At 54.8% G+C, this 26483-nt stretch carries 22 protein-coding genes and 1 pseudogene; 19 read left to right on the forward strand and 4 right to left on the reverse strand.

Translation table 11 applies throughout. The features are described 5' to 3' along the window. Nucleotides 1–73: 73 nt before the first annotated feature. The 5 genes from AC0T4W_RS00155 (at nucleotide 74) to istB (ending at nucleotide 4600) form a co-directional block, all read left to right on the forward strand. Nucleotides 74–325 (forward strand): hypothetical protein, encoded by a 252-nt coding sequence (locus AC0T4W_RS00155; RefSeq protein WP_476314465.1) that lies wholly within the window; start codon nucleotides 74–76, stop codon nucleotides 323–325. Nucleotides 326–546: 221 nt separating this feature from the next. Further along, nucleotides 547–945, forward strand: a complete 399-nt coding sequence (locus AC0T4W_RS00160; protein WP_476314468.1) for a hypothetical protein — start codon at nucleotides 547–549, stop codon at nucleotides 943–945. Between the two features lie 166 nt (nucleotides 946–1111). After that, nucleotides 1112–2212 carry an AAA family ATPase gene (locus AC0T4W_RS00165; RefSeq protein ID WP_476314471.1) on the forward strand — a complete coding sequence of 367 codons (1101 nt, stop codon included), beginning with the start codon at nucleotides 1112–1114 and terminating at the stop codon, nucleotides 2210–2212. Nucleotides 2213–2304: 92 nt separating this feature from the next. Continuing rightward, nucleotides 2305–3804 carry an IS21 family transposase gene (gene istA / locus AC0T4W_RS00170; RefSeq protein ID WP_476315011.1) on the forward strand — a complete coding sequence of 500 codons (1500 nt, stop codon included), beginning with the start codon at nucleotides 2305–2307 and terminating at the stop codon, nucleotides 3802–3804. Then, nucleotides 3797–4600, forward strand: coding sequence for an IS21-like element ISPst3 family helper ATPase IstB (gene istB, locus AC0T4W_RS00175; protein ID WP_476314408.1), 804 nt, complete (start codon nucleotides 3797–3799; stop codon nucleotides 4598–4600). The genes istA and istB overlap by 8 nt, the downstream gene beginning before the upstream one ends. Before the next feature lie 350 nt (nucleotides 4601–4950). Here istB and AC0T4W_RS00180 read toward each other — a convergent pair whose 3' ends face one another. Together AC0T4W_RS00180 and AC0T4W_RS00185 are read right to left on the reverse strand one after the other, a co-directional pair. Next, a complete protein-coding gene (locus AC0T4W_RS00180; protein WP_476314474.1) occupies nucleotides 4951–5304 on the reverse strand; it encodes a hypothetical protein in 354 nt (117 codons plus the stop codon). Nucleotides 5305–5312: 8 nt separating this feature from the next. Continuing rightward, nucleotides 5313–6443, reverse strand: a complete 1131-nt coding sequence (locus AC0T4W_RS00185; RefSeq protein ID WP_476314477.1) for an HD domain-containing protein — start codon at nucleotides 6441–6443, stop codon at nucleotides 5313–5315. Nucleotides 6444–6576: 133 nt separating this feature from the next. Here AC0T4W_RS00185 and AC0T4W_RS00190 point away from each other — a divergent pair, with 133 nt between their 5' ends. The 10 genes from AC0T4W_RS00190 to AC0T4W_RS00235 all read left to right on the forward strand — a co-directional run bounded on the left by AC0T4W_RS00190 (nucleotide 6577) and on the right by AC0T4W_RS00235 (nucleotide 16422). Next, nucleotides 6577–7512 (forward strand): hypothetical protein, encoded by a 936-nt coding sequence (locus AC0T4W_RS00190; RefSeq protein WP_476314480.1) that lies wholly within the window; start codon nucleotides 6577–6579, stop codon nucleotides 7510–7512. Between the two features lie 11 nt (nucleotides 7513–7523). Then, nucleotides 7524–9218, forward strand: coding sequence for a type II secretion system protein GspD (locus AC0T4W_RS00195; protein ID WP_476314483.1), 1695 nt, complete (start codon nucleotides 7524–7526; stop codon nucleotides 9216–9218). Beyond that, entirely contained in the window at nucleotides 9218–10162 is a 945-nt protein-coding gene (locus AC0T4W_RS00200; protein WP_476314486.1) for a hypothetical protein, read from the forward strand. The genes AC0T4W_RS00195 and AC0T4W_RS00200 overlap by 1 nt, the downstream gene beginning before the upstream one ends. Beyond that, nucleotides 10149–10637, forward strand: a complete 489-nt coding sequence (locus tag AC0T4W_RS00205; protein ID WP_476314489.1) for a hypothetical protein — start codon at nucleotides 10149–10151, stop codon at nucleotides 10635–10637. The genes AC0T4W_RS00200 and AC0T4W_RS00205 overlap by 14 nt, the downstream gene beginning before the upstream one ends. A gap of 4 nt (nucleotides 10638–10641) precedes the next feature. Further along, on the forward strand, nucleotides 10642–11280 hold the full coding sequence (locus AC0T4W_RS00210) for a hypothetical protein (RefSeq protein ID WP_476314491.1): 639 nt from the start codon (nucleotides 10642–10644) through the stop codon (nucleotides 11278–11280). Between the two features lie 2 nt (nucleotides 11281–11282). Next, nucleotides 11283–13097, forward strand: coding sequence for a GspE/PulE family protein (locus tag AC0T4W_RS00215; RefSeq protein WP_476314494.1), 1815 nt, complete (start codon nucleotides 11283–11285; stop codon nucleotides 13095–13097). Between the two features lie 15 nt (nucleotides 13098–13112). Then, nucleotides 13113–13571, forward strand: a complete 459-nt coding sequence (locus AC0T4W_RS00220; protein ID WP_476314497.1) for a prepilin-type N-terminal cleavage/methylation domain-containing protein — start codon at nucleotides 13113–13115, stop codon at nucleotides 13569–13571. A gap of 15 nt (nucleotides 13572–13586) precedes the next feature. Further along, nucleotides 13587–14747: a type II secretion system F family protein gene (locus tag AC0T4W_RS00225; RefSeq protein WP_476314500.1), complete on the forward strand. Its 1161-nt coding sequence runs from the start codon at nucleotides 13587–13589 to the stop codon at nucleotides 14745–14747. A 5-nt stretch (nucleotides 14748–14752) separates the two neighbouring features. Then, nucleotides 14753–15277 (forward strand): type II secretion system protein, encoded by a 525-nt coding sequence (locus AC0T4W_RS00230; RefSeq protein WP_476314503.1) that lies wholly within the window; start codon nucleotides 14753–14755, stop codon nucleotides 15275–15277. Nucleotides 15278–15411: 134 nt separating this feature from the next. Further along, nucleotides 15412–16422: an ATPase, T2SS/T4P/T4SS family gene (locus AC0T4W_RS00235; protein ID WP_476315014.1), complete on the forward strand. Its 1011-nt coding sequence runs from the start codon at nucleotides 15412–15414 to the stop codon at nucleotides 16420–16422. 752 nt (nucleotides 16423–17174) lie between these two features. On the opposite strand, the gene AC0T4W_RS00240 is transcribed toward AC0T4W_RS00235, so the two are convergent. Further along, complete coding sequence (locus AC0T4W_RS00240; RefSeq protein WP_476314506.1) at nucleotides 17175–17945, reverse strand: EAL domain-containing protein; 771 nt, start codon at nucleotides 17943–17945, stop codon at nucleotides 17175–17177. A 186-nt stretch (nucleotides 17946–18131) separates the two neighbouring features. Between AC0T4W_RS00240 and AC0T4W_RS00245 the strand changes: the two genes are divergently transcribed. From AC0T4W_RS00245 to AC0T4W_RS00260, 4 genes and pseudogenes are all read left to right on the forward strand, one after another. After that, a complete protein-coding gene (locus tag AC0T4W_RS00245; RefSeq protein ID WP_476314509.1) occupies nucleotides 18132–20819 on the forward strand; it encodes a PD-(D/E)XK nuclease family protein in 2688 nt (895 codons plus the stop codon). A 113-nt stretch (nucleotides 20820–20932) separates the two neighbouring features. After that, nucleotides 20933–24268, forward strand: coding sequence for a UvrD-helicase domain-containing protein (locus AC0T4W_RS00250; RefSeq protein ID WP_476314512.1), 3336 nt, complete (start codon nucleotides 20933–20935; stop codon nucleotides 24266–24268). Between the two features lie 131 nt (nucleotides 24269–24399). Beyond that, nucleotides 24400–25435, forward strand: a pseudogene (gene recA / locus AC0T4W_RS00255) (recombinase RecA). A 91-nt stretch (nucleotides 25436–25526) separates the two neighbouring features. Then, complete coding sequence (locus AC0T4W_RS00260) at nucleotides 25527–25910, forward strand: DUF6283 family protein (protein ID WP_476314515.1); 384 nt, start codon at nucleotides 25527–25529, stop codon at nucleotides 25908–25910. Here the strand turns inward: AC0T4W_RS00260 and AC0T4W_RS00265 are convergent, their stop codons facing one another. Continuing rightward, nucleotides 25911–26435, reverse strand: coding sequence for a hypothetical protein (locus AC0T4W_RS00265; protein ID WP_476314518.1), 525 nt, complete (start codon nucleotides 26433–26435; stop codon nucleotides 25911–25913). It abuts the gene before it with no gap. Between the last annotated feature and the right edge of the window lie 48 nt (nucleotides 26436–26483).

Genomic DNA, 26483 nt, shown 5'->3' on the forward strand with positions numbered 1-26483 from the left:
GCCCGCGTCGTTGGTATTGGGTTTATGGATGCAACACTGCAATAAATAACCAATATCAACGAGGTAATACATCATGAAGAGATTTATACAGGCTTTAGCCTTAGCAACAACATTAGCCATATTTGGTTCAACTTGGACTTCGTTAGTCCCAATGAGCCAAAAGCAGCAGCAAGTCGCTGCTGTAACGTCCTTTGCATTTATCGTAACAATGCTGTGGTTGGAAAACAGCAAAGCCGGTAAAGACAAGGACAAAGGCAAGCCGAAAGGCAAAAAGGGCAGCACTTCCAAACCAAGGTCTCGTAGAGGCCGAAGAAGAAAGAGGTAATGCCTAAATTAACCCTTCCCTTAACCAAGCGGAGCTTTAGCCATGGGATTCGCCACAACAATGGCCATTCTTGTGATAGCGCTTATTGTATGGCTGTATTGCCATTTCAGTGAGCAGAAGCACCAACGCTCGTAAGAGCACCCCAGCCACCGGCCGGACATTCATGTCCGGTTGGGCGTGAATGTTCGTTAAATCACGCCCTATAGAGGGCAGGAGGTTTTATGTTTGATGTAAGGGTAGTGCGTTCAATTCCAAGCATGTTCGGGTTCACCCCAGCGATGCTTGAAACGTCTCCGTGGGAAAGCGGTCGCCAAGCGGCCCGCGATCTCAGCGAGCGCACCGATAATCCGTTTGACAAAGAAACTGTCCCATTCATGGAGTGGGAGAAGGGCTTTGACCACGGTGTTTCGGAACAGCAATCCGCAGCAATGCATGTTGAGACGCTGCCAGAGCGTTCGTTCTGGGCAACGGTTAACAACATGGAAATACATAATTGCTGGTCTCGGCAGGAAACTGCCCAAAGACTAGGAATTAGTGTTTCCCTTCTAGAAGAGAAAATGTCGTTTTACGAGTTTTATGACGAAGACGGCATCTCGCTTTATGAAGTAGCAACTGCATAAATCCATGCCCTCGAATGAGGGCATCCTTGCTCTGTGAGTTGGAACTAAAAACCCAGCTCACGCTAGGTTTTTAGTTCGAGTTCATCGGGACTCACTTGAAACCTAGCTCCGCGACTAGGTTTAAATCTCTGTATAGCTCTGCGCGCGGCAGATGCGAGGATACAAAATGAATAACGTCAACAAACAACTCGAAGCAATCAAAGCCGAACTGGAAAGCATTGAAACCAAATTGGTCTATGTGCACGATCTATTCGGCTTTGACAAACCCCTCAAGGGGTTTGAAGAGCAAGTTAAAATTGCGGCCAATCCGCATCCACTTACTCCAGAGCTCGATCCTGATTATGAATTCACCCCATCGCTTGTTCGGCGCGCCATGCTCAGCATGGCCGCTGGTGAGTCGATAATGCTGACTGGTGATAAAGGAACTGGTAAGTCCAGTTTCGTTCAGCAATTGATGGCTCGATTGAACCGTCCGTTGCTGGCAATCAATGCTGGTCCAGGTGTAGACGAAACTGACCTGCTTGGGACGAAAACTATCCAAGGCGGCGATGTTAAATCTTTTGATGGCCTGCTCAGCTACGCAGTGCGCAAGGGTATTCCGATCCTGATTGATGAGCTCTGCACGCTTCGCCCTGGCGTTCTAGTTGCGATCAACGACATCCTCCAAGGGGACAAGGTGATCACTCTGAAACACCACGGGATTGACCCCGAAACTGATCCACGAGAACTGCGCAACTTGGCAGGCTCTATGTCGATCATGCGTCATCCGTCCTTCCGCATTTTTGCTACGGACAACACTGGTGGTAAGGCCAAGAAAGATGGCCGATTCGCTGGTGTGAACACTCAAAACTCCGCCGTTCGTTCCCGCTTAACTGGCCTCAAGGTTGTCTTCATGGCACCTGAGAAAGAGGTAGCGGCACTAACGCGGTATGTGGTTAAGCAACATGGCGAAGAGGCCATGGAATCTGATGTGTGTGGTCCGGAGGTAATTGATCTTATGGTCGAGTTTGCATTCCGTTTTCGCGCTGCTTTCGAGCAAGGCGAGGCCTACGACAACATCAGCATACGTGAGCTGAAACGCTGGGCTAACAAGCATGTCATGTACGGTGACTTGCATGAGTCGTTCATTGACGCCATTTACACAAACCTGGAGGAATCTGACCAACACCTCGCTGAAAAGCTCTTTGCGGAAACAACGGGAGCTGAACTGCGCATGACCGAGGAATACTTGGTTAATGCTCAAGTGTTGCCGCTGACCGAAAACTGACCCAGTAGAGGCTGTTCTGCCGACTGAAAACTGACCCAGGTGTTCAACTGCTTCTGCTCAATTTCTGAGCAGGAGAACACAGGGTGATCAGTATGGAAATGATGGGCAAAATTCGCCGGATGTATTTTCGCGACAAGCTGTCGCTGCATGAGATAACCAAGCGCACCGGGTTGGCGCGCAACACCATTCGCAAATGGGTCAGAGCACCCGAGGCGAAGCAGCCGGCGTACCAGCGCCGGGCGGTATTCAACAAGCTCAGTGCTTTTCACGCCACGCTGGAGCAGGCGCTGAAGGCCGACTCGCTGCGTTCCAAGCAACAGCGGCGCAGTGCCAAGGCGCTGTTGGCGCAAATCAAGGCCGAGGGGTACGACGGTGGCTACAGCCAGCTCACCGCGTTTATCCGTGCCTGGCGCGGGGAGCAGGGCAAGGCGTTGCACGCCTTTGTGCCGCTGACCTTTGCGCTGGGCGAGGCGTTTCAGTTCGACTGGAGCGAAGAGGGTTTGCTGATCGGCGGCATTTACCGGCGTATGCAGGTGGCGCACCTGAAGCTCTGCGCCAGCCGTGCATTCTGGCTGGTGGCTTATCCGAGCCAAGGCCACGAGATGTTGTTCGACGCGCATACGCGCTCGTTCAGCGCCTTGGGCGGCGTGCCGCGCCGGGGTATTTACGACAACATGAAGACGGCCGTCGACAAGGTCAATAAGGGCAAAGGCCGCACGGTGAATGCGCGTTTCGCGGTGATGTGTGCGCACTACCTGTTCGACCCGGACTTCTGCAACGTCGCCTCGGGCTGGGAAAAGGGCATCGTCGAGAAGAACGTGCAAGACAGCCGGCGACGCATCTGGCTCGACGCCCAGGACGGCCAATTTCACTCCTTCGAAGAACTCAATGCCTGGCTCGGCCAGCGCTGCCGCGCACTCTGGAGCGAGCTGGCGCACCCGCAGTACGGCGGGCTCAGTGTGGCCGAGGTGCTGGAGTTGGAGCGGGCCGAAATGATGCCCATGCCCACGGCCTTCGACGGTTACGTCGAGCGTGCGGCGCGGGTTTCCAGTACCTGCCTGGTCAGCGTGGGGCGCAACCGCTACTCGGTGCCCTGTGAGCGCGCCGGCCGGTGGGTCAGCAGCCGCCTGTATCCGACCCGGATTGAGGTGGTGGCCGATGACCTGTTGATTGCCAGCCATGCGCGTTTACTGGATCGCGACCAGGTCAGCTATGACTGGCAGCACTACATCCCGCTGATTGAGCGCAAGCCCGGCGCGCTGCGCAACGGCGCGCCCTTTGCCGATCTGCCAGCGCCGCTGCGTCGGCTCAGGCACGGCCTGGGGCGGCATGCCGGCGGTGACCGGATCATGGCGCAAGTCCTGGCCGCCGTACCGGTCGCCGGGCTCGATGCGGTGCTGGTGGCTGTTGAGCTGGTGCTTGAGAGCGGCAGCCTGAGCGCCGAACACATCCTCAATGTCGTGGCGCGGCTGACATCGAGCGAACCGCCGCCCACCGTCGAAACCCACTTGCCGCTCAAGGAAGCCCCCGTCGCCAACACGGCGCGCTACGACCTCCTGCGTAGCCATGCCGAGGAAATCGGTCATGCGTGATCTTATGGCTGAACTCAAGGAACTGCGCCTGCACGGCATGGCCACTGCCTGGGCGGAGTTGATCGCCCAGGGCGAGTCGGCAACGGCGTCCTCCAGATGGTTGCTCGAACACCTGCTGCAACAGGAGCACACAGATCGCGCCATGCGCTCGGTGAGCCACCAGATGAACATGGCCAAGCTGCCGATGCACCGCGATCTGGCCGGCTTCGACTTCAGCTCCTCCAGCGCCGACGCACGCCTGATCAAAGAGCTGGCCAGCCTGGCCTTTACCGACACCGCCCAGAACCTGGTGCTGATCGGCGGACCGGGCACCGGCAAGACCCACCTGGCCACCGCGCTGGCCGTGTCCGGCATCACCCTGCACGGCAAGCGCGTGCGCTTCTACTCCACGGTTGACCTAGTCAATCTGCTGGAGCGCGAGAAGCACGACGGCAAGGCCGGGCGCATCGCCCAGGCACTGCTGCGCATGGATCTGATCATCCTCGACGAGCTAGGGTATCTGCCCTTCAGCCAGGCCGGTGGTGCTCTGCTGTTTCACCTGCTGTCCAAGCTGTACGAACACACCAGCGTGGTGATCACCACCAACCTGAGCTTCGCCGAATGGTCGAGTGTGTTCGGCGACGCCAAGATGACCACAGCCCTGCTGGATCGGCTGACCCACCACTGCCACATCGTCGAAACGGGCAACGAGTCCTACCGCTTGCAACACAGCAGCTTGGCGGCCCAGGCGAAGATCAAAGCACGCGAACGAAAACCTAAGGGCGACCAGCGGCCGGAGGACGACGAGCCGTTCTGAGCATGTCGAGAGGGTGACCTGCTGCATGACTGCATGTGGCAGGTCTTAAACAACTGAACTGGGCTATCGACGGAGGGGGGATTAAGAGCAGCTGCGCTGATAGACTTATCCACAGTTGCTGATGCAGAAATCAGCAATCCGCCCTGGGTCAAATTTCAATCGGCAGGGTGGGTCAATTTTCCATCAGCGCCAACAAGGCAGGCTCGCTATCAGGATGCCTACAGCTGCTGGAACGACCTGGGTCACACTGATAGAGCTGATAGGGTGATACGGGTGGATTCAGCGATCAGGATTCTTGTGGATTAGTTTTCGCATGCGAAAACAAGAAGGGGCGCATTCGCGCCCCTTTTTTATTCTTCTGAATCATCGTCTTCGGCCAAGATACTCTCAGTTGGCTTTCGAATTTTGATCATGTACTTAGCCATGCCCCACTTGATGACGGTCGTTGGAAGCAATTCTTCGATTCGCTCTTTGTGGAGCAAGAGACACGCCGCAAATGGGACGGCGCCGATCTTCACATCGAACAAGCCACGGTCGGAGTGCATCTCTTTGTAGTCGTGCATCAATAGGCCCATGTCCTCAAGAGACTCCAGAAGAATGTCGATTGCAGGATGGTGAAAGCTGCGCGAATCAATGCTCACCTGGAGTTGTCGTGAAAGCTCGGCCGGTATGTGTGATCCGATATTTTCCAGAATCGCCGACATCGGAATGATCACGTACTCATAAGCAGCTTTGGTCCAACCACCGGCAAGGTTTCCCCCAGGTAACAGTTGATGTTCAACCCATTGATCGTGGCTATCAATCCCTCTTGCAGCTGGGTGGAGGTCCGATCCCCAGCCTTGGCTTTGGCGATGCCATCCTGCTTCTCATTGCGGGTTATGAAACCGTCAACAAATCGCAAAGAGTCAACAAGGCGCTCGACGCGCGGCCCGCAGTCGGAGGGGAGCATCTGAGGGTGATGGTAGTAACGTAGCGCTAAGGTCAAAACCCTTTTGTCGTCTTTATCCAACTCCTTAAATTCTGGTTGGTTAGAGGCGATATACGCACTGAATGTATTGTGGTGGGTACAGTCCTTGGTCTTGACCCAGCTATTCCCCTTCTTGGTGTATGCAAGAAGCTTATCCATGTCATGGGCTATACCCGCAACCCTTGCCAGAGGCTCTGGCCAACCCTTTTCCTGCATGCGCTCTACAAGTGCCTTAGATATTGCGAGCGAGTGGTTCAAGAGGGAAGTGTCCGCATGGTGTGCCCCAATGCTGGCAGGTACGTCGGGGTGCTCTGCAAGCATTGAATGAAGAGCGACGTATAGCTTTTCGATTGGAGTTACTGGCTGCCGGCTTAGGTTAAGCACTTTCCGTTGTATGCGGAAAAAGACCTGTCGGTAGGGTGTCTTGTCTATAAGGTCGGGCTCTTTGGTTCGCCCTTGTTTGTTCTGCCGGCCAGCAATCATGATCATGACTTCTGACCCGGCTATCTCCGCATCATATTCGCCGTTTGCGCGTGCACTGGTTGGATCTAGTTTCCCAGTGGGGCTTTTCTTTCCCTTAGTAAGGTAGCCAACAACCGCCGTCGTCGCAGCCCAAGCAATGATCGCGTAGAAAATCGAATGCACCACATGGAGAAGCACTGCCGTCAGTGTGCCTAGGAAACCGCCCTTTGCAATCAACCCGATTACAAAGCCAGGCTTCATGATCAGGATGTTTGGAGCCAATGCATCCGCTTGGTAATCAAGATGCTGCTGAGTGGATATTAGGTAATAGCTGTAACCAGCTATCAGAAGGCACGCCATCACAATCATCGAGAAGAAGCCGGACTGCTGGGGCGTTTTTGGGGCGGAGCTCATAGACAATTCCTGGGTTTGTATCTAGTCAGTGAGCATGCGGAAATTTTTTTAGAGGGGCCACCGAAAAAGGGCGAAAAAACGGGGGGTGTCTTTCCACTATTAGGGAAAGAACTTCTCAACTGAGGCGCCCCAAGTGAAAAAGAACATCCTCGCCATTGCGATCCTGCTCGCATCGCAACTCGCCAATGCGGGTTACAGCGATAGCTTGATGGCCAGCTCGGAAGCAATTTCTCCATTTGATCGCGCCTATGAAGCAGGCAAGGCGCAAAAAATGAGCGAGCCTGTGGATTATCGAAAGACGGAAGCCGTCCCAGCGGCCGTCATCGATCTTTCCGTTGATGAGCCCGTTATCTCTGTCGAAGAGACCGAAACCGAGCGACGTTACCGGGCCACCTTGGTTGAGTTGGAGCAAGTACGGAAGTCACTCGATACAGCACGAGCTGATCGTGAAATGAAGCTTCAATCTGCACAGGTATCTGCTGCCGAAGCAGACCAGCGTAGGGTCAACGCTCTTTTGGCACAGAAGGCGGAAATCGAAGAGCAGCGGAAGAGCATCGAAATTCAACGAGCTGCGGTCCGAGCCCAGGAGGATGCAGTTAAGAAAGCTCTGGCCAAGAATGACCAGGCGCTGGCTGACGCAGAGCAGATGAAGCTCGATCAACTTGTAGGCATCGAGCAGATTCGCGCAGAGAGCGCCCAGATTCTGATGATGGCCGAGCAAAGTGCAGAAGCGATCGAAACAGCTGCAAGCACCCGAGTGACACTGGAGCGCGTCGATCCCACCGTGGTTCTGAACGAGCCGATCAAAGCCGAATATCAGGCCGCGACCCTCAAGGAAATCGTCACCGGGCTCATGCCTATCGGTTGGCGGGTTCGCACCGACTTCTCGGTGCGTCCTGAGTTGGAAAATCGCCGATACGAGTTTGTTTCCACAGACCCTCGCGACCTAGCGCTGCGCAAGCTGACAGGCTCTGTGCGCGACGCAAAAGTCCGCTTTGCCTACTTCTGGGATTTAGAAGAGAACGGCAAGCCCTCCCCAATGATCCTGATTACTGATCGCCCCAACTAAGGCCAAGCTCAATGAAAAAGACCAAATTGGCAATTGCCCTCGCCACAGCTATCGGTCTGGCTGGTTGCGCGAGCACATTCGAGCACAGCGCAGAAGTTCGGAATAAAGAACTACTGCCTGGTCAAAAGGCGGCGATGCAGGCGGCGCGCGGCAATACGTTTGTGCGCGAAATCAAATCTGAGGATGTGGCTAAACAGCGGCCAATCTACCTGACATCTCAGAACAAAAGTCTACGGTCTGTGCTGCAACAAACCCTTCCAGGTTATTCCATTATCCCTCGCGGTAAGGTGGACCTGAACACCGCAATTGATATCGCTGCACGCGGTATGACGGTGGAAGAGCTGATCCAGTACATCGAAGGTACTCGTGATCTGCACATTGAAATCGAAGGTAACCGAATCTACGTCTCCAACTTCGAGACGCGTGAGTGGAACCTGGCTGCATTCGCCGCAACACGCTCGGTAACCACCCTGGTTACCTCCGCGCAAACAACTGGCGCTCGCGCCGGTGATGCCGAAGAAACAACGGCTGGTGGCACAGGCGAATCGACCGGCTCTTCGGTTGGTTACACGCTTACCGAAGATGAATGGCTGAAAATCATTGATGGTGCTCGAAAGATTCTGGATGCGCCAAGTGATTCGGCTGGCTCATCAAGCACTGCCGGCGTGGGTGGCCTGTCGAGCCTTGGCTCGGCGAGCATTCCCGGCGTTGAAGGTGCCCCAGAAGGTCTGAATTTCGACAGCATCGGCCCACTGGCTGCGCCTGCACCGAACGCCATGTTCACTGAAACCGTGCCATACGTTGAAGGCATTCGGTCTGTTGGCATCATCACAGCTGGTGGCTCACCTGCGAAAATGCGAGTCCTGGATCGGTTCCTGAAACGCGCGATTGCTGAAAGCACCAAGATCGTTAATGTCAGCGTTGAAGCGTATGACGTAGTTCTGAAAGACGACAAGCAAAAGGGTGTTGATTGGGGCGCTCTGATCAAGGGTTCGATCAACGGAAACGACTTCAACACAATCATTGGCAATACAGCAGGCGGACTAGGCCAGCTGGCAACCGACACCGCAGCAGCTGTAATGCCGGCAATTCCTGGGATCGACAGCCCATTATGGAACGTCGGTGGCACCTACACCGGGGATCGCGGGAACGGCAGATTCCTGCTCAAATTCCTTGAAGAATTCGGGCAAGTCGAGCTGAAAGACCAGCCCAATCTGACCGTTCGCAACGGCGTTCCCGCGCAGATTTATGCAGGTGAAGAGCTCACCTACATCGTGGACGTTGAGCAAAGTCAGGATGAGAACGGCAACATCACTGTCACCCCAAAACTCGGCCGCCTCAAAGTCGGTGTGACGCTGAGCGTTACCGTGCGGGTTCTTGATGACGACCAGTTGCTGGTGGACATCATGCCTGTCATCTCGAATCTGAATGCACCAGACCTGATAACTCTGGGTGACTACGAGTTCGAAACCCCACGAGTCGCGCTGAAAGAGTTCTCTACGCAGCTGATCACTACATCTGGCCGATCTGTTCACTTGGGCGGATTGATCACTGAACGTCTGTCAAAGGCAATGGAACAATTGCCGTGGCAGAACCTCGTGACCAAGGCAGTTCTGAACCCAATCACTCAGAACATCAACAACCAGCTTGAGCGCCGTGAATTGGTGCTCGTAGTCACCCCGACTCTGATCGAAGGTGTCTTCTGATGGAGCCGATCCCACTCGGCGTACCGGTACGGATCGCTGGCCAAGAGGTGATCATTTTCCGCGACATGATTGGCGCGGAAGCACTGAACAAGACCAGGGAAACCGAGATTTTTACCGTCATCGAGCCGCAAGGCTCTGACGGTAGACCGGCCATTTACATCGACGAGAACAGCCTTCGGGCTGCTCGGGATGACTATCCGGGTATCAAGGTATACGGCCTCTGGCAGCTGCTGTTCCACAACAACAAAGTCCAGCTCGGTACTGAGGCTGTCATCTATCCAGTTGGCGAGCGAGAAGGCTTTTACCTCCGCCTTGACCGGAATGGTGACCTTAACGATCCAGCTTCGATTATTTCGTCGTCGGAATATGTTGATAACTTCATCTCCGAGTTGATGGATGTTGACCTGAGCCAGTCGGTTCGGATCGAAGTCGATATCGAAGACCTGGTGTTGCCCAAGAATCCGGCTTACACCCGGATGGAACTCAATGAACGCCAGCGGCATGAAGAAACCAAGCGGTGGTATCTCATCGGGGTTGTTGCCGCCTGCATGATTGTGGCGACCGGTGTACTGAACTGGGGCATGCACACCGTTTACAAGATGAAGATGGCCGACTACCAAGCTAAGCAGTCTTTGATCAGTGACTTGGACAATCGAATTGCTGACCTGAAAACAGAGCGTCTTGCGGTTCGGCCCAATGACTCTGATGTGCTGGACCGGCTATTCACACTGTTCCAATACGACCCCTACATAACCACTCCAATTTCAGGTGAAGACCAGGTTGGGTTTGCGACAGAACATCGCCTGCTTTCTTCCCCAGGCCTTACCTATGAATTGCCAAAGGTAGTGGATGGCGTGGCTGCAAATCTCGATATCGAGTTGCGCTACGACATGCGAATTCTTCCTGGAACCCAAGGCGTGGAGGCGGGTGATGAAGCTGAGTAAATCGAGACCCACTTTGGGTGGCGGAATGAATACGGCCGGCTTTACCGGCCTAATGTGGTTCGTTCTGGTTTTAGCTGCCGGAGCATGCGTTCACTTCACCATGCAGTTGGAGAAGATTCGCAAGTTGCCCGACGACTACGCCATGCAAGACGGGTTAATTCGCGAAAGCGAAGTGATGATCGATGATCTGAACTCTGTCCCTGTTTTGCCACCACTCCCTCAGTCCTGGAAGGGCGTGAACGCTTCCGCAGAACTCTCAGGAGTTCAAATGGAAGTAGTTGAGAACACAGGTGACGCTCAGTACGGCAATACCTACTCAGGCCCGTTGAAGAACTGGATGGGCTCCCTGTCCGGCCCGGCTTCACGCGTAGTGGCACTGACCAAATCCCTCCAGCAGGAATATCCGATGTTCCTATACGACTACACAGTTGTCGGTGGGGTCATGAAAATCAACTTCGTAGTCGTAGGAACCTGAAATCATGAAGAAGTATGTCCCCCTCTTCGTAATTCAATTGGCTATGGTGGCCACCACTCAAGCCTTTGCCGCAGATAGCGACGAGGTGCTGGCTCGTAGCAAAAAGATTCAATCCATGGAACACCGCGACGGTGAATTGAAGCTCCAGGCCTCCATGGCCGACTCTTACCGCAAAATGGCAGATGCAGGCTTTGTCGTAGACGATCAGGGCATGCCAGTAGGTGTGAAATCCCTTCAAGCGCTGGGCGACGAAGTACGCGCCAAAGGCGGTGCGCCTATGCCGATGGGCGGCGCTCCATTCAACATGGACGGTCTTGCCGGTCCGGGCGCAACCCCATTCGTGCTCGAACAACCAACAGCCAGCGCAGGTCTGCCAGGGTTCCAAACACGTGGCGCCCAGGCAGGCGGTGCTCAGCAACCACCTGCCGAGAAACCAAAGCAAAGTCTCCAGCTGGCCGAGGTCCGGGCGAACTCGGTAATCGTCATGACTGATGATGGCCTCAGCGAAGTCAAAGTTGGGCAAAAGGTCTACGACCTCAAGCTCAAAAGCTTTGATATTGATACGGCTTACTTTGAAGGCCCGAATGGCTCACGCATCGTCAAGATCGACTGGACTCAGCCAACTGCGATGAGTGGCCAGTAAACATGTCCGATCAAATAAGGAAAGCTCATCGGGGCATTCTGGACGAGCTGGTAAAAGCCCAGAAGGTCACCCAGAAAACCGCTGACGCGCAGCCAATCCCGGAAAGCATGGCTGCGATCATTCCGGACATTGGTCGTATCTGCAAAGATGAAGAGGCGCTTGCAGCGGCGGTGGCCGCTGCCGCAGGCCGCCCACTGTTTGATTGCAAAGAAGATGGCGAGGATGTTTTCCAAGAGGAAGGCGCTTCGGGCTGGATTGGATATGCAGGCGTTCTGTATCTGGTCAACCTCTATGACCAGTTCTCTCAAGAAGCTGCTTTATCTCATGCGCGAAAAGAAAGCTGGAAGGTTAAAGGTCTAGGCGTAATTAGCCACGGGAAGCTGGAAGGCTTGCAGCGCTTTGAACAGCTTGATGACGACTCAGACGTAAACAACGAAAGCACCAAAATGCGTGTTCATAAACGCATCGAGTCGCTGATTAAGGAAGCTGCGAGCCTTGATGCATCTGACATTCACCTGCAACCCACCCAAGGTGATTCGATCGCAATCCGGTTTCGCGTGGACGGGGAATTGGTTACCAAGGGCCACTACAAACGATCCGGGCACGATGCCATTACGCGTGTCATTCTGGAAAACATGTGCTCGCTGAAACCGAATATTTCGATTCCGCAGGATGGCCAATTCGAACAACATGTAACCGCGAACAAGAAAGTTGGTCTCCGGGTATCGTCAATGCCGGTGACAACAGGGGCTGAAAAGTCCTTAAAGATTGTCATGCGTATTCTCGGCAACAACGTGAATCTGGCGAATCTTGACCGCTTGAACATGAGCGCCGAGAACCTGGCCATTATTAGGCGCCTGTCAGATGTCCCGTTCGGGATGTTCATTCTTACTGGCCCAACCGGGTCGGGTAAAACAACAACTCTCAATGCAATCCTGCTCGACATGCAGGGTCGTGATCCAAATAAGAATTACCACACGCTTGAAGACCCTGTGGAAATTCAGCACGAGGGTATGTCACACACTGAATGTGGCGCCCAAGTGTCATTTCCAGATGGCCTGCGTGCAATTCTTCGCCAAGACCCCGATGTGGTCCTGGTAGGTGAAATGCGCGACAACGAGACAGCCGAGTTGGGCTTTAAAGCGGCACAGACAGGTCACCTTGTACTGAGCACCTTGCACACCAACAACGCTCACGAATCGTTGACACGCCTTTCGCGGATGAATATTCCGGACGACCTTGCCGCGACTCTGACCACTGCATTTATCGCGCAGCGCCTGGTTAAGAGCCTCTGCAAGTCCTGCAAGATTTCCTACGAGCTACGCACAAATCCCGAACAGCTGAGCCTGTATGGAAACAACCGGGTCTTCGGTACTGACCCTGGGTCAACGATTGTCTATCGAGCGAATCCAGCCGGTTGCAAAGAATGCAAGCTCACTGAACACCACCACTCAGGCGGCCTGCGCGGGCGTCGCGGCATCATCGAAATATTGGAGATGACGCCAGATGCTCAAAACACCGTACTCGAAGGTGAGCACCCTACCCTGATGCGTCGTCGCCAGATCAAGGACGGCACATTCTTTGACCTTTGGGATGACGGCCTTCGGCTTGTCCTGGAGGGGGTTGTTGGCTTCGAGCAACTTGAAAAGGCGCTCAAGCCATACATGACGGATCGAGTCACATCATCCAGAAGCGAAACCACCAAAGCAGCACATCCAGAACACAAAGGAAGCGTTGCCCAACTTGTCCCAGCGGCAAAGCCAGTCCCAAGCGAAGAGCCTCGGATTGAACGCGTCGATAACCTGCACACACTGTAATACCGAGGGGTAGCCATGAAAAACCTGCGTAACTTCAAACGTAAATCCATCCGCCAATCGGGCTTCACCCTGATTGAAATCGTCATTGCAATTGCAATCGTTGCAGTGCTTACCGCTTGGCTGCTGCCAGGCTTCTTGCAACAGCGCGACGACGCGAAGTTCAGCACTGCGCTGACCATTCTCCAGAAGGACTTCCCATCTGCGATCACTCGCCAAGTAAGCCGCACCAATACGTGCCTCGGCATGACCAAGACCGACCTGTCCTCTCGTGGCCTCCCAGACCTGACTGTCTGGAACCAAGCATGGACTCTGGACTCGGCAACTGCGAACACCGTGACGATCGGTTATCCGGTGGATAGCAGCGACGCTAGCACTGTTGCCGACCTGAAAGTCGCCCTCGACAAGAGCAACAACGTCAAGACCACGACTGCGACAGGCAACACCAAGATCACTGTCGCTTATCGCTGCTCCTAAGGGAACCTCTGAGCAATGGCTTACTTTAAAATTACCTATCTAGGTCAGGCCGGCAACGTCGAAGCGATGAGCCGTGCTGCCGAAACCCGAGAGCAGGCCATTGCTCAGAGTGGTCTGCCACAACAGATCATCGTTAGCGTGCGACTTGACCCATTCGGTGCAATTCGTGCGCTGTTCGTAAAACGGTTTCCGCTTGTCGAACAAGCGCTGGTGCTCACGGCCATTGCGTCCAAGTTGAACAGCGGCAAGACCTTTTCCAAGGCGGTAGTTGAGTCGGTTGCTTACACAAGGATCGGTATCAACAAGTCTGAGGTTGAGAGCTGCCAGACACCCCAGGAGTACCTGACACTTTTTCGTTTTGATGAAACGGCGACGTTGCTTGCTGATGCAGGTGAAAAGTCGGGCAAGCTCGCAGAGGCACTTCTACGCGCTGCGGCCGCGATAAAAGAGCGGGAACAAGCCCGCAAAGAATTCGGAAAGGCTATGACCCAGGGCGTGATTTATAGCGTCCTTGGCTTGTTGTTCATGATTGGGATTCCATTGTGGGCCGGTAACTCAATCATCGACTTTATCGAGGTGCAGCGCCTCCAGCTGAACCTCAACAATTTCAGCAAGGTCATTCTCTTCCTGCACAAGGTTTACACCCAGTTCAGCATCCCGCTTTTTGCAGTGATAGGGGTGATCTACTTCTTCCGAGTCCGAATCTGGGACATGACGAAGAACTGGCCACTTATCAGGGTGATCAACGAGCGCGCTAAGGTCCGGAGAGGTCTTGATTTTGTTCAGACCTACCAGCTGCTGTTAAGCAGTGGCTACACCAACCCACAGTGCTTCAAGTTTCTTTGCCTAAGGTCCAAGGGGCTTGCGCACAGTCTTTACAAGGACGCCCTTGATCGACTGGCGGAAGGCCGAGAGCTCAGTGAGATATTCGTCGGTGACGATTGGCCGCCAATCATTCACCAGAACCTGCATGGGTTTGACATGCAGTCGCCCTCCGGCCGGGACAATGTGCTTAGTAACCTGGCGAATGCGCTAAAGGAGTATTACCTACAGTATTCCGGTCAGGTATCACGCCTTTGCTTAGCCATGGGCTTCGGCATGATCCTGATAACCATCGTCCTGTTTGCTGTCGGCTTCTACATGCCGCTGGTGAACATCAGCCAGAATATGGGCTAAGTATGATGCAGGCCCATCGTAAACAGGTCGGCTTCACCCTGATAGAGATCGTCATCGCGCTGGCGATCTCCGCCATCCTGGTGCTTATGATGCTGCCCAACATCATGTCTCAGATGGAGAGCGCCAAGATCGATGCTGCCATCGGCCAAGCAAAAAACATCTTACAAGTCTGCGAAATCGCTCGGCGCAAAGTGACCTCAAGCAGTACCGCTGCCAACTTAAAGGTCACCCATACCTACAACTCGCTTGCGGCCTGGTCCTCTACTGCCACCCTGCAAAGCCAGCTGGGTCAGGACTACAACCTCCCAGACACCAATGCGTTCGGTAAAGCAATTCTTGTCCGCTACGACGCGGCTCGATGCTACGTAGCTGTTGACCTCGATTTCATCCAGAACAATGTGGCGGGGTATCCAACCTCAACAGTTGGCGGGGTCACTCGGGTCACCCTCAGCTCACGCCCAAAGATAGGCACTGACACAAACTGGGTTAGTCATCAGAAGCGAATTCTTCACGACGAAACAACGCGCTAAATGGAACTAGGCCGGTTGGCATTGCCCCGCTTCTACACCTGAACGATATCGCTTTCCGCATGCATTGGAAGCTTGAGTTCGTCATGCACCCATCCATGCCGTATCAAATCTGAAAGGAGACTCCTTTGACCGCAATGCTGCCTACTTCGCACGATCAGATGAAGCATTACGACAATGCCACAAACATCTATCTGACCCAGACCTACATCGAAGCCACTGATAACTTCGGCAAATTCTTGCGCGGGAAGATTGAAGGTAAATGGCTCGACTTCTTTCAGACGCAAGTCGCTGAGAAGATGAAAATAACCAAAACGAAGTCGGCGGACTTCACCGAGAAGTTTGATGGCCATCGCTACCGCTGCTGTCTGGCAAACTCCCACGACGGTTTTGGCATCTCTATGCGACGCCTGCCGTCCAGTGTTCCGTCTATTGCCGAAGACTTGAAGCTTGACTGGTCCGTAATTGCACCACTCATGCGTGGCACCGGCATGACTCTGTTCGCCGGCATCATGGGCTCCGGCAAATCAACAACAATGTATGCCTCCATTGCGAAAATGGATCAGCGTGAGCGTGGCCAGCTCTCCACGATTGAAGACCCGATCGAGATGTTGTTTCCAGGCCCAGGTGTAATTCAAAGAGAGCTTGGCACCCACGTAGAGTCATTTCCAGCGGCTATTCGGGACTGTGTACGTCAGAACCGGCGCACCATCGTTGTGTCCGAAATTCGCGACCCGGATACAGCGAACGCAGCATTGTTGGCGGCATCTACAGGCCATAGCGTATTTGCGACCATCCATGCTGATAGCGCTCTGGATATCGTGCCGCGCATGTTGGCACTTGTGGATAACAAGTACGAACGGTTGTTGCCTCGGACACTACGCGGTCTTTGGTGGCAGCACGTTCTGCGCTTCTCCGACCAAAGCCGTCAGCCAGTGCCTATTTACGAATCCCTGGAGGTGACTGCACCGGTGCGCCAGATTCTTGAAGCCGGCATGGAGCATCTTCCAAAGCTGGCCCAGGAGATGAAGACGCAAGGGCGCAAAAGCATGGCCGAATCCGCCATGCATCTTGTTGGCCGTGGACAGGTCAAGCGTGATGAGGTCCGCGACTTCACTGAGCGTCGAGGACGTATCAACGACAACTAAAAGAAAGCCCGGCATATGCCGGGCTTTTTTATGGTGCGCCAGGCATGGCGCGTAGCGCCGTGACTGGCGCTGTTCGGGTCACTGTGGTGGTGAGTCGGACGACTTGGAGGTGAAAGTCCTCTACACACCCGGCAAGGGGAAGTGTTAGCCAGAGGCAAGGGTGTCGCGGGTGACTGCGAATCTGAAGGAAGCCCGAGGCAAAATGCTGGCCTGACGTACAGGAAGCGGATAGAGGCGGCGTAGCGGGGTAAGACGGCCATAATCGTCAAAGCCCAATACTTGCACGGAACGCTGCGACGTATATCCGACAGGCATAAGCAGGAAGGTCGCGCGAATTACCCTGGGAGATCTGTTTAGCCTGCCAAGTGCTACCGGCGTCGTGAGATGACGGGATGGGCGACAGAAGTCAGCAGAGGCCGTAGTAGCTGCTCGAAACCGGAGCAATGAAGGGCTGAACCTGCCATGAGTGGATAGTCGGGTGTGATCTCTGTTGGAGCGTAAAGCAGAAACTCCGCATAGCGGGGGTCGAGACCATCAGGAGGTAGGAGCCGGAAGCTCCGAGGGCCGGTCTGGGCGCTTAGATACCACAGGCGACACATCAACGGAACCAAGCTCGCTGACGTTGTTTATCAGTAGGCAGGAACCGCCGTATACGGAACCGTACGTACGGTGGTGTGAGAGGACGGCGGATGTGAATCCGCCTCCTACTCGATGATCAGATATCCAGGAAATCCTGCCGCGCAAAACCCCAGCTAAGGAACTGAGAGGGTGCCGCCAATGACGGGCAATGTGTCGAGTCGGGTGGGCGGCGAGAACAGGAACCCCTGGCATAGCTCAATACCGCAATCAATAGCCATGCCCAGCTCAGTGCGGGTTTCGATACCCTCGATCACAAGTGTCTTACCTGCACGCCGGCACCACAGGCTTAAATCTTCCACGGCCTTTCGTGTGGTGTTGTCTTTAGTCATTTGCACAGTGGTGTTGCGCGATAGCTTGCAGCCAGCAACGGCATATGAATCCAGAAGTGCACGCTTGGCGAAGCCGTCGTGAATGTCGTCCAGGACGACGGCCACCGACTGAGCATGCAGCTTTTGAATGTTCCTGCGCAGCGCATTGATTTCGCCATCAGCTGATTCCGTCATCTCAAGCGTTAGCCTGTTGGTTATGCCGAGACGAGTAGCCGCGTCGATGATCGCGCCAACAAATGCGGTATTCGACATGGAAATCTGAGAGGTATTTACCCAGACATGGAGTGAGGGGTCAGCCACAACCACCTTGCAAACCTGGTTGAAGACCCAGGTGTCCACTTCGACGATGGAGTGGTCCTCTTCTGCGGTCGCTATCAAATGGGCAAGGGTCTGGCCGCACCAGGGGCTACCTACACGCAGGAAGGACTCGAAGGCTACGATCTCCAAGGCGGAGCCGCCAGCGCGCACAACGGGCTGGAAGGCTACCTCACACCCCTCCCAGTGAGCGTTTGGCAATTCCGGAGCGATTGCTTTCCGGAGACTCAGGTTGTTCATCTTCGTAGCCGAGTGTGGTTTGTTTACTTAATAGTGTTTTTCCCTCCTTGGTTTTCCCGCCTTTTTCTGGAAACCCATTTCTTTTTATCGGCCGAATGTGATCTCGAACTCTTTTTGACAGGGGCCTATGACACAGGCAGACGGGCGTTATGTTGGTTGCCATCTTTGGAACAACTGGTGACGCCCATGAGCTTCATGAAAGAGCTACAGCAACTGACGGATAAGACCCTCGTGCTCGCATCGACGGAGCGTGTTGCCCGCTACCTCAAGTTGCAGGCCGCTTTGCTGCAATCAGTGAGCGGCAAGCGGACCTGGTTCGCCAAGGGCGAAATTAAGACCGTCTCTGCTTGGTTGGAAAATGCATGGCAGGAGCTGATGCCTGATGAGCAATTACTTTTCCCGGTGCAGGAACTGGCCGTGGTGAAGTCTATAGCCGACCGCTCTGGGCTCTTGCCTGACACCCAGATTTCATCCACCAGCACCGCTCGACGGATCAACCAAGCGTACTCGCTTGTGAACAAGTTCCAGTTGCCAATGGATCGAGATCGCTTTGCCTTCAAGAAGGAGTTTGAGTGCTTCTTTGCCTGGTACGAAATGATCAAGGCGGAGTCAGACAAGAACGGCTATGTCTTCCGTTCGGAAATTCCGCGGCGATTGCTGGATGCAATTCAGCAAGGTCGCATTGAGGTGCCTGAGCGGATCGTAATCGTTGGCATCATCAGCATGAACCCAGCGGAGCGTTCCGTGTTTGAGGCTTTGCAGGAGCGCGGTGCGGAGCTTATCGAGTACGCAGAACCAGAGTTCACAGCTGTACCGAGTCTCGTGCGTGCCAATACTCAAGCTGACGAGTTCTCGAAAATCGCCACGTGGGTCAATGACACCCTAAAGCCTTACACCGCTACGCCGCATGCGGCGCCATCAGTCGCAATCTTGGTGCCTGAAATGCGCACTTATCAGGCCCCGCTTGTGGAAGCACTGACCCTGGTTGTCAGCCCTTCATCCCTATTGCCATCGCAGGACGGCCAAGAGGCGCGGGAGCCATGGGACATATCCAGTGGTGCAACACTTGGCTCCCGGCCGATGATCCGCGCTGCTATGGATATCCTGTCGATTACCAGCCACAAAGCTGACTCTGAGACGTTCAGTCGGGTGCTGCGATCCCGTTGGGTTGGTGGTTCCGATCACGAGTGGGCAAGCCGCGCCACCATGGACGTATGGCTTCGCGATAACACAGGCCTTTCGATGGCAGGTAAGGATTTCCGGCGTGCACTTACCAAGAATGGTCAGACTGGCTGCCCTGACTTCCTCAAACGCTTAGATGCACTGCTGGATGCCCAAGACGCCATCACCGCTGGCCTGTACCCCTCAGAGTGGGCTGAACAATACGAAGAGATGTTGAAGCTCATGGGCTGGCCTGAGACGCGCGAGCTTTCCAGTGCAAACTATCAAACGCTCAATGCTTGGGCCGAGGCCCTAGCGATGTTCCGGACCCTGGACTATCAACTCGGCCCTTGTGAGTACGAGCGGGCATTCATGTGGTTGCGTGAGATCGTTGACACCCGCCAATTCCAACCACGTATCAGCCATGTAGCACCGGTGTCGATCATGTCCTATGAGGATGCTATTGGCTTGACCTTCGATAAGGTGTGGGTGGTCGGTGCTTCAAACTCAGCGCTACCTCTGCCTGCTGAGCCAAATCCATTTATCCCGGTTGATCTCCAGGCTGCTGCGGGCATTCCTGAGTCATCCAGCGAGCTTTCATTGGCACGCGCACAGAAGATCGCAGCGGCCCTGCTGAGCACAAGCCAGGTCGTCAATGTCTCATGCCCTGCGCACAGTGATAGCGGCAGCTCCATTGGCCCAAGCGAGCTGATGGGCTCATGGCCAAAAACAGAGCATTCGGCCAATGAACCAGGTTCATTCGTGCAAAAGCAGATCAACCTGTTGGATCGCACTCAGGTGATTTCTGAGGTCGTGCCGCCTGTTTCGCAGGATGAGTTGTCTACTGTGAAAGGTGGTGTTCGCATCTTCCAAGACTATGCTGAGGCACCGTTTTTCTCGTTCGCACGAAACCGATTGGGCGCAACAGAATTCCCAGTGCCGGTGATAGGACTCGACCCGCGCATCCAGGGCACCATGCTCCACCTTGTTCTTGAGTTGTTCTGGAAGGAGGTTAAAACCTCCCAGAATTTGAAGGCGCAAACCCCAGAAACTCGCCATACCCTAGTAAACGCGAAGGTCGCTGAGGCGAGCGACAAACTGCTCAATCGTCTTACTTGGCGTTACGGCAATCGATTGATCGCCCTTGAGCAAAAACGACTTGTTGAGCTGGTGATGGACTGGCTGGCATACCAGGCAACTCGCACGCTTGAGTTTGAAGTTGTAGCAACAGAAGAGAAACATGACATTGAGGTAGGCGGAATTCCGCTAAGCATTAAGCTCGACTACCGTGAACGCGTTTACGCCACCGAAGAGACTTGGTACACAATGCTGAGCGACTACAAGAGTGGCAAAGAAAGCCGACATACAGGCCTGAATGCAGATCGCTTGCTGGAGCCGCAGCTACCCATTTATGCCACCCATATTTCGCCTGAGAAGATCAATGAGAAGAGCGTGGACGGTATTACCTTGGCTCAGGTGAACATTCAGAACATCAGCATGCACACTCGTAGCTCATTCAGTGCCGCCCTTGTTGAGCGTAAGGCGAAGAATAGCGATGTAGATAGTGAGTTGGCCTGGGAGTCCCAATGCAACGCTTGGAAGCAAGCGCTCGACGATATGAGCAATGGCTTCCTGCAAGGTAACGCGACCCTAAGTGACCCAGGGAAGGCGTTTCCAATGGGATACGAGTTTCTAGCCCCGCTTACGCGGTAGTACAACAAAGCCGGCCACGTGCCGGCTTTTTCGTGCGCAACTATTTTTCCGTCAGGGGCTCCTGACACGCGTCTGGGTCGTTAAAAGTGGTAGCACCTAAACAGGAGCCACCCATGACCGCCTTCGAACGTATCCCAGCACTGCCGCACCTTGACCCCATCTTTGCTGGCATTGCTGCTGCCAATGAACATGACGGCGCTGTTCGCGCAATGTCGATCGATCCGCGCCGTTCGTTAGTGCTATTGGCGCCGGCTGGCTCTGGCAAGACCACACAACTCCTGTATCGCCTTCTGGCATGCCTAACAGTTGCGCAGCGACCGGAAGAGATACTTGCCATCACCTTCACCAACAAAGCAGCTGCTGAGATCGTTGAGCGTGTAATGGGCGCCCTGAACCAAGCCGCAGCCGGCGTACCTCCCACCGAGGTGCATGAGCTACCGCTATACCGTCTCAGCCTTCTGGTACTTGAGCGGGACAGTGCGCTTGGTTGGAATCTTCTGCTGAATCCGTCGCGGATGCGGATCATGACCTTTGACTCATTCTGCGCATATCTGGCTGCAAAGACGCCAGTGATGTCCGGACTCGGGGGTGGTCGTACCTCGGACGATCCAAGCCTCATATACCGTCAGGCTATTCTGGAGACCCTTGGTTCGGTGAACGACGAGGGTATTTCCGACGACTTACGCGCCGCGCTTGAAGCGGTCCTGACTTTTGCCAAGAACCGTTTTGAGCTGCTAGTGCCGATGTTCGCTGCCTTATTGGCTAAGCGTGACCAGTGGGTGGGGGAGGTCTTGAACCTCGACATCCCAACCATGGCCGAGGCACTGAGCGGGATGATCTCGAACAGTGCTGAAAGCGGCGTGGAGGCAATTCGTTGCTCAGACTTGAACCCCGCGATTGAGTTGCTGCGACAAGCTTCCGGCGAGCTGGAAGGGTTTGAGTGGGCGGCTTCCCCAGTGCTTGATGGCAGCGAAGCTGGCCTGGCATACCTACGTGATTTCTCTACCTACATGCTGACAACCAAAGGTGAGTTGCGCTCCCGCGTGAACGCCACAAACGGTATGCCTGCCCGGCATCCAATCACGACAGCAATGAACGGTCTACTCACCAACCTGAAAGAGGCTGGCCCGGAGCTGGGGGCTGCGCTGTTCACGCTCAAGACCCTGCCTGATGTCAGTTATCCGGAGCGCTCGGCTGAGATGGCCAAGCATCTGACCATTATCCTCCGCTACCTGATGGGCAACTTGATGCTGGCCTTCGACGCCAACGCAACGGTGGATTTTCCTGAGGTAGCGCAGCGCGCGATCATGTCTCTGGGTGCAGGCGGCGAGGTAGGCGATGCTTTGCTGGACGAAGACCGTATTTGCCACCTGCTGGTAGACGAGTATCAAGACACCTCACCAAGTCAGACCCTATTGCTGAGCAAGTTGGTCGAACACTGGGAGCAGGACGACCATCGCTCTGTCTTCTTCTGTGGCGACGCGGGACAGTCCATCTACCTTTTCCGTGGGGCCACTGTTGAATCGTTCATTCAGCTGGTGCGTGAGCGCCAGTTCGGCCCGAAGCAATTGGAGGTGATGAACCTGGTAGTCAATTTCCGTTCTCTACCTGGCGTGGTCGAGTGGAACAACGATACCTACGAGAAGGTGTTTGCTGGCACCGATACGACCTTCGTTCGGTCTGTTCCATTTCGGAAGGGTGAAGGCGGCGTGTCGATAATGCCGATCACTTCTGGCCCGCTGGGCGAAGCTGCCAAAGTTGTTGAGATCATCCAGACCGAGTACGAAAAAGACCCAGAGCAGTCGATTGCCATCTTGGTTCGAAGCCGCTCGCATCTGAAAGACATTTTGCCGGCATTGAAAGCTGCGGGTATCAGTGCCAGTGGCACCGATATCGACCCAATTTCTGAATCGCTTCCGGTATCAGAAGTAATCAGCCTGATTCGCTCACTCTGGCATGCTGCTGACCGTACAGCCTGGCTGGCGCTGTTGCGCGCTGCGTTTGTCGGTCTGAGCTGGGCAGACACCCTGGTGGTATCGCAAGGACACCGGGTCATTCCAACGGCTCTTCGCATGGAAGCCGTGCAAGAACGTCTCAGTGAGGATGGACTGGCACGCGTGCAGCGGCTTGTGACGGTCCTTGACGGCATCCAATCGTCAAGCCGTGGTGATGAGTTGGTATGGGCTGCAAAATCAGCCTGGGTGGCCCTGGGTGGCGTCTCAACTGTTGATCACATCGAGATGGGTGATGTGAATACCGTCTTCAAGTTGCTTTTGCAGCACACAAGCACCGGTGACCTTGTTGACCCTCAGGCGTTCTTCAACGCATTGGACCGGCTGTATGCAACGCCGAAAGCCGGTCAGGTGCAGGTGATGACACTGCACAAAAGCAAGGGTCTTGAGTTCGATGTCGTGATCATCCCAGCCTTACAGAAGGGCAGCGCCACCGATGAGACGCCTCTTTTCTACTGGCGCCGCGTTGGCCAAACATTCGCTTTGGCTCCCAATCTTGGGGATCAAGATACGTCCTCCCCAGAGAGCCGCCTATTCCGCTACCTCGGGAAAATGGTGAAAGACGACGTTCGTCTTGAAGTCTCCCGGCTCGGCTATGTGGGCACAACCCGCGCCAAGTGCAATGCATACCTCCTGGGATGCATCAACGCTTCAAACGAAGATGACGACGTGAATGCCCCCGTTGGTTCGCTGATGAGCTGCTTGTGGCCATCCTTGGAGGAAAGCTTTGGTAATGCTGAGCAAACTCCAACGGTTGAGCGTGAGGTAGTGAGTGGGGTTCCATCCAAGGCACGCCTGGATTCGACCTTCACCGTTGAACTTCCAACGGATTGCTTCATTCCTGCGGCAACTAACGATGCGCTGCCGACTGAAAACGAACTTGAAGACGATCTGCGTGAGAGCGAAGGCAGTGACTACCGGGCCAAGGTGCGTGGGATCGTCTATCACCGTGTGGTCGAGCTGATCGGTAAGGAAGGCGTTCACACCTGGTCAATTGACCGCCTTGACACCAAGAGCCAAGCAATCGCGTCCATGTTGCGCCGCGAGGGTTACCCCATTCGCGAAGTGCCACAGGCCACGCGTCAGGTTCGCGATTTGGTGGCAACAACGCTCAGCAGCACCTCAGGTCAGTGGCTGCTCAAGAAGCGTGTTAACGGTGGTCAGGAAGTGCAGGTCAGCGGTTACCAGAACGGCCGTTGGGTTCACCGAATCCTTGACCGGCCTTTCGAAGATGAGGGCTTCTATTGGGTTACCGACTGGAAGACCTCTGCACCGGCCGAAGGAATGTGCGTTGAAGCCTTCATTTCACGGGAAGTGGCCAAGTATTCCGCAAAGATGAAGGAGTACAAGCGGGCGGTGATCGATGCCGGCATATCCCTGCCAGTTCGTCTTGGCCTGTATTTTCCAGCCATAGACCGCTTCGTAGAGATCGAATGACGAAACTCCCGCCGATCCCCGAGCAGTGGCTTGGCCACCCACTGCACCAAGCGGGCATCTGACACAGGCTGACAGGTTTTACTGTTGATCTACTCCCCAGCAAAGGGCCGGGGCCATAGAAGGAGCTTCACATGAGTGATGACAACCGCAAGAAAGCCTTGGCCGCCGCGCTGGGTCAGATTGAAAAGCAGTTTGGCAAGGGCGCCGTCATGCGTATGGGCGATTCGGACCGACAACAGATAGCCGCTATCTCAACTGGATCGCTTGGGCTCGATGTTGCCCTTGGCATTGGTGGCTTGCCTCGCGGCCGAGTTGTCGAAATCTACTATCTACGGTCCAGAATCCTCTGGCAAAACCACTCTGACGCTTTCGGTGATCGCCCAAGCCCAGAAGCTCGGGGCAACGTGCGCATTCGTTGATGCTGAACATGCCCTGGACCCGGAATACGCCGGCAAGCTGGGCGTCAATGTTGACGACCTGCTGGTGTCGCAGCCGGACACCGGCGAGCAGGCCCTGGAAATCACTGACATGCTGGTGCGCTCCAATGCAGTTGACGTGATCATCATCGATTCCGTTGCTGCCCTGGTGCCGAAAGCGGAAATTGAAGGGGAAATGGGGGATCAGCATGTTGGGCAAAGTAGACTTATGAGCCAGGCGTTGCGCAAGCTCACGGGCAACATTAAGAACGCCAACTGCCTGGTGATCTTCATCAACCAGATTCGCATGAAAATCGGCGTCATGTTCGGTAGCCCAGAAACCACTACTGGCGGTAATGCCCTCAAGTTTTATGCCTCGGTCCGCCTGGATATTCGCCGCACTGGCGCTGTGAAAGATGGCGATGAAACCATCGGGAGCGAAACGCGGGTCAAGGTCGTTAAGAACAAGGTGGCGCCGCCATTCCGCCAAGCTGAGTTCCAGATCATCTACGGCCAGGGGATTAATAACTTCGGTGAGATTCTGGATATGGGTGTCGCCCTGGGCTTGATCGAGAAGTCCGGTGCGTGGTTCAGCTACGGCTCGAAAATTGGTCAGGGCAAAGCCAATGCATGCCAATTCCTGAAAGAAAATGAACAGGCCTGCAAAGAGATCGACGCCGGCATCCGGGCAGCGACGATGAAACCCGTGGCCATCGCGGTCAACGAAGAGGTGCTGGAAGAAGCAAGCTAGTGAGCGGGGAAGGGCGCCTATGGCGCCCTGTCACCCTGACATTGGTACAATTCTCAGCTCACCATTCCCCACTAACGAATCGAGGCCGGACATGAAGAAATGCGCTGATCAGCCATGCCCGACGTGCCCATGGCGCCTATCATCGACTGCCGGAGGCGAGGATATTCCAGGGTTTAGCCTAGAGTTGATGCGCAGCCTTGTCTCAACAGTGCCACCACGCGGTAGCAAGGCAGATGGCCTTTACAGGGTCATGGCCTGTCACCACAGCAAACCAGGCGAGGAATTCGCGTGCGCGGGCTATATCGAACGGCACGGGATGCAGAACATTAATGTTCGGTTGATGATGTTCAAAGGCGAAATCAACACGTCAAAGGTAAGTGAGCGCACTCAGGGGATCGAGCTATACCCCGATTTCTACAGCATGCTCGATGCCTATGAGGCTGTGCATGCGCAGTCGGAGCAGACTGCCGACTGATCAGGCCAGCCTGATGTGACGATTCAGTCTCAGCACATTCATTCGCTTCTGGAGGGGTACGGCGTTCAGGAGCTTCTTCTGTTTGAACGAGCCCAACATCTCAGGCTTGAGCGCGACCAGGGCGTCAAAGACCTCCTGATCGAATGTGATCTGCACCCGCCCATCTGCATATGCAAGAACACCCTGCACTGAGCAACCGGAGTGGTCAGCCCTGACCAGCCCCATGTAGATCATTGTCTGGAAGAACTCGTAGGGGCTCACGCGCCCTCTGAACTTTCGGCTCTTGTACTCTCCGATAACGACAATGCGACCGTTGCGAGAAAGGAACCGTGCATCGGGCTCTCCAGCTACACCAAAGCCGCGTAACAGCTTTCTTGGCGCCGCATTCCCAAGATCGGAGCTCACGAGAGTGTAGGCTCCAGGCGAGAGGCCGAAGGTGCGGAATATATCTGTTGACGCCGTGCCCTTCTGAAACAGGAAAACAATGGCAAGGAAAAGCGCAATGAGGACGCCGGCGAGAATCAAAGCTGAATCACTCCAAATTTCCAGAGTAGCCAGACGGCCACCAAACCG

The organism is Pseudomonas sp. C7.1 (genome assembly GCF_056312395.1).

What these genes read in the sequence shown, in the direction of transcription:
- AC0T4W_RS00210 (WP_476314491.1), top strand. Translation starts at nt 10,642, where the DNA reads ATGAAGAAGTATGTCCCCCTCTTCGTAATTCAATTGGCTATGGTGGCC.
- AC0T4W_RS00225 (WP_476314500.1), top strand. Translation starts at nt 13,587, where the DNA reads ATGGCTTACTTTAAAATTACCTATCTAGGTCAGGCCGGCAACGTCGAA.
- AC0T4W_RS00180 (WP_476314474.1), bottom strand. Translation starts at nt 5,304, where the DNA reads ATGTCGGCGATTCTGGAAAATATCGGATCACACATACCGGCCGAGCTT.
- AC0T4W_RS00195 (WP_476314483.1), top strand. Translation starts at nt 7,524, where the DNA reads ATGAAAAAGACCAAATTGGCAATTGCCCTCGCCACAGCTATCGGTCTG.
- AC0T4W_RS00185 (WP_476314477.1), bottom strand. Translation starts at nt 6,443, where the DNA reads ATGAGCTCCGCCCCAAAAACGCCCCAGCAGTCCGGCTTCTTCTCGATG.
- AC0T4W_RS00230 (WP_476314503.1), top strand. Translation starts at nt 14,753, where the DNA reads ATGCAGGCCCATCGTAAACAGGTCGGCTTCACCCTGATAGAGATCGTC.
- AC0T4W_RS00205 (WP_476314489.1), top strand. Translation starts at nt 10,149, where the DNA reads ATGAAGCTGAGTAAATCGAGACCCACTTTGGGTGGCGGAATGAATACG.
- AC0T4W_RS00220 (WP_476314497.1), top strand. Translation starts at nt 13,113, where the DNA reads ATGAAAAACCTGCGTAACTTCAAACGTAAATCCATCCGCCAATCGGGC.
- AC0T4W_RS00250 (WP_476314512.1), top strand. Translation starts at nt 20,933, where the DNA reads ATGACCGCCTTCGAACGTATCCCAGCACTGCCGCACCTTGACCCCATC.
- istB (WP_476314408.1), top strand. Translation starts at nt 3,797, where the DNA reads ATGCGTGATCTTATGGCTGAACTCAAGGAACTGCGCCTGCACGGCATG.
- AC0T4W_RS00200 (WP_476314486.1), top strand. Translation starts at nt 9,218, where the DNA reads ATGGAGCCGATCCCACTCGGCGTACCGGTACGGATCGCTGGCCAAGAG.
- AC0T4W_RS00155 (WP_476314465.1), top strand. Translation starts at nt 74, where the DNA reads ATGAAGAGATTTATACAGGCTTTAGCCTTAGCAACAACATTAGCCATA.
- AC0T4W_RS00215 (WP_476314494.1), top strand. Translation starts at nt 11,283, where the DNA reads ATGTCCGATCAAATAAGGAAAGCTCATCGGGGCATTCTGGACGAGCTG.
- AC0T4W_RS00240 (WP_476314506.1), bottom strand. Translation starts at nt 17,945, where the DNA reads ATGAACAACCTGAGTCTCCGGAAAGCAATCGCTCCGGAATTGCCAAAC.
- AC0T4W_RS00160 (WP_476314468.1), top strand. Translation starts at nt 547, where the DNA reads ATGTTTGATGTAAGGGTAGTGCGTTCAATTCCAAGCATGTTCGGGTTC.
- AC0T4W_RS00235 (WP_476315014.1), top strand. Translation starts at nt 15,412, where the DNA reads ATGCTGCCTACTTCGCACGATCAGATGAAGCATTACGACAATGCCACA.
- AC0T4W_RS00245 (WP_476314509.1), top strand. Translation starts at nt 18,132, where the DNA reads ATGAGCTTCATGAAAGAGCTACAGCAACTGACGGATAAGACCCTCGTG.
- AC0T4W_RS00260 (WP_476314515.1), top strand. Translation starts at nt 25,527, where the DNA reads ATGAAGAAATGCGCTGATCAGCCATGCCCGACGTGCCCATGGCGCCTA.
- istA (WP_476315011.1), top strand. Translation starts at nt 2,305, where the DNA reads ATGGAAATGATGGGCAAAATTCGCCGGATGTATTTTCGCGACAAGCTG.
- AC0T4W_RS00165 (WP_476314471.1), top strand. Translation starts at nt 1,112, where the DNA reads ATGAATAACGTCAACAAACAACTCGAAGCAATCAAAGCCGAACTGGAA.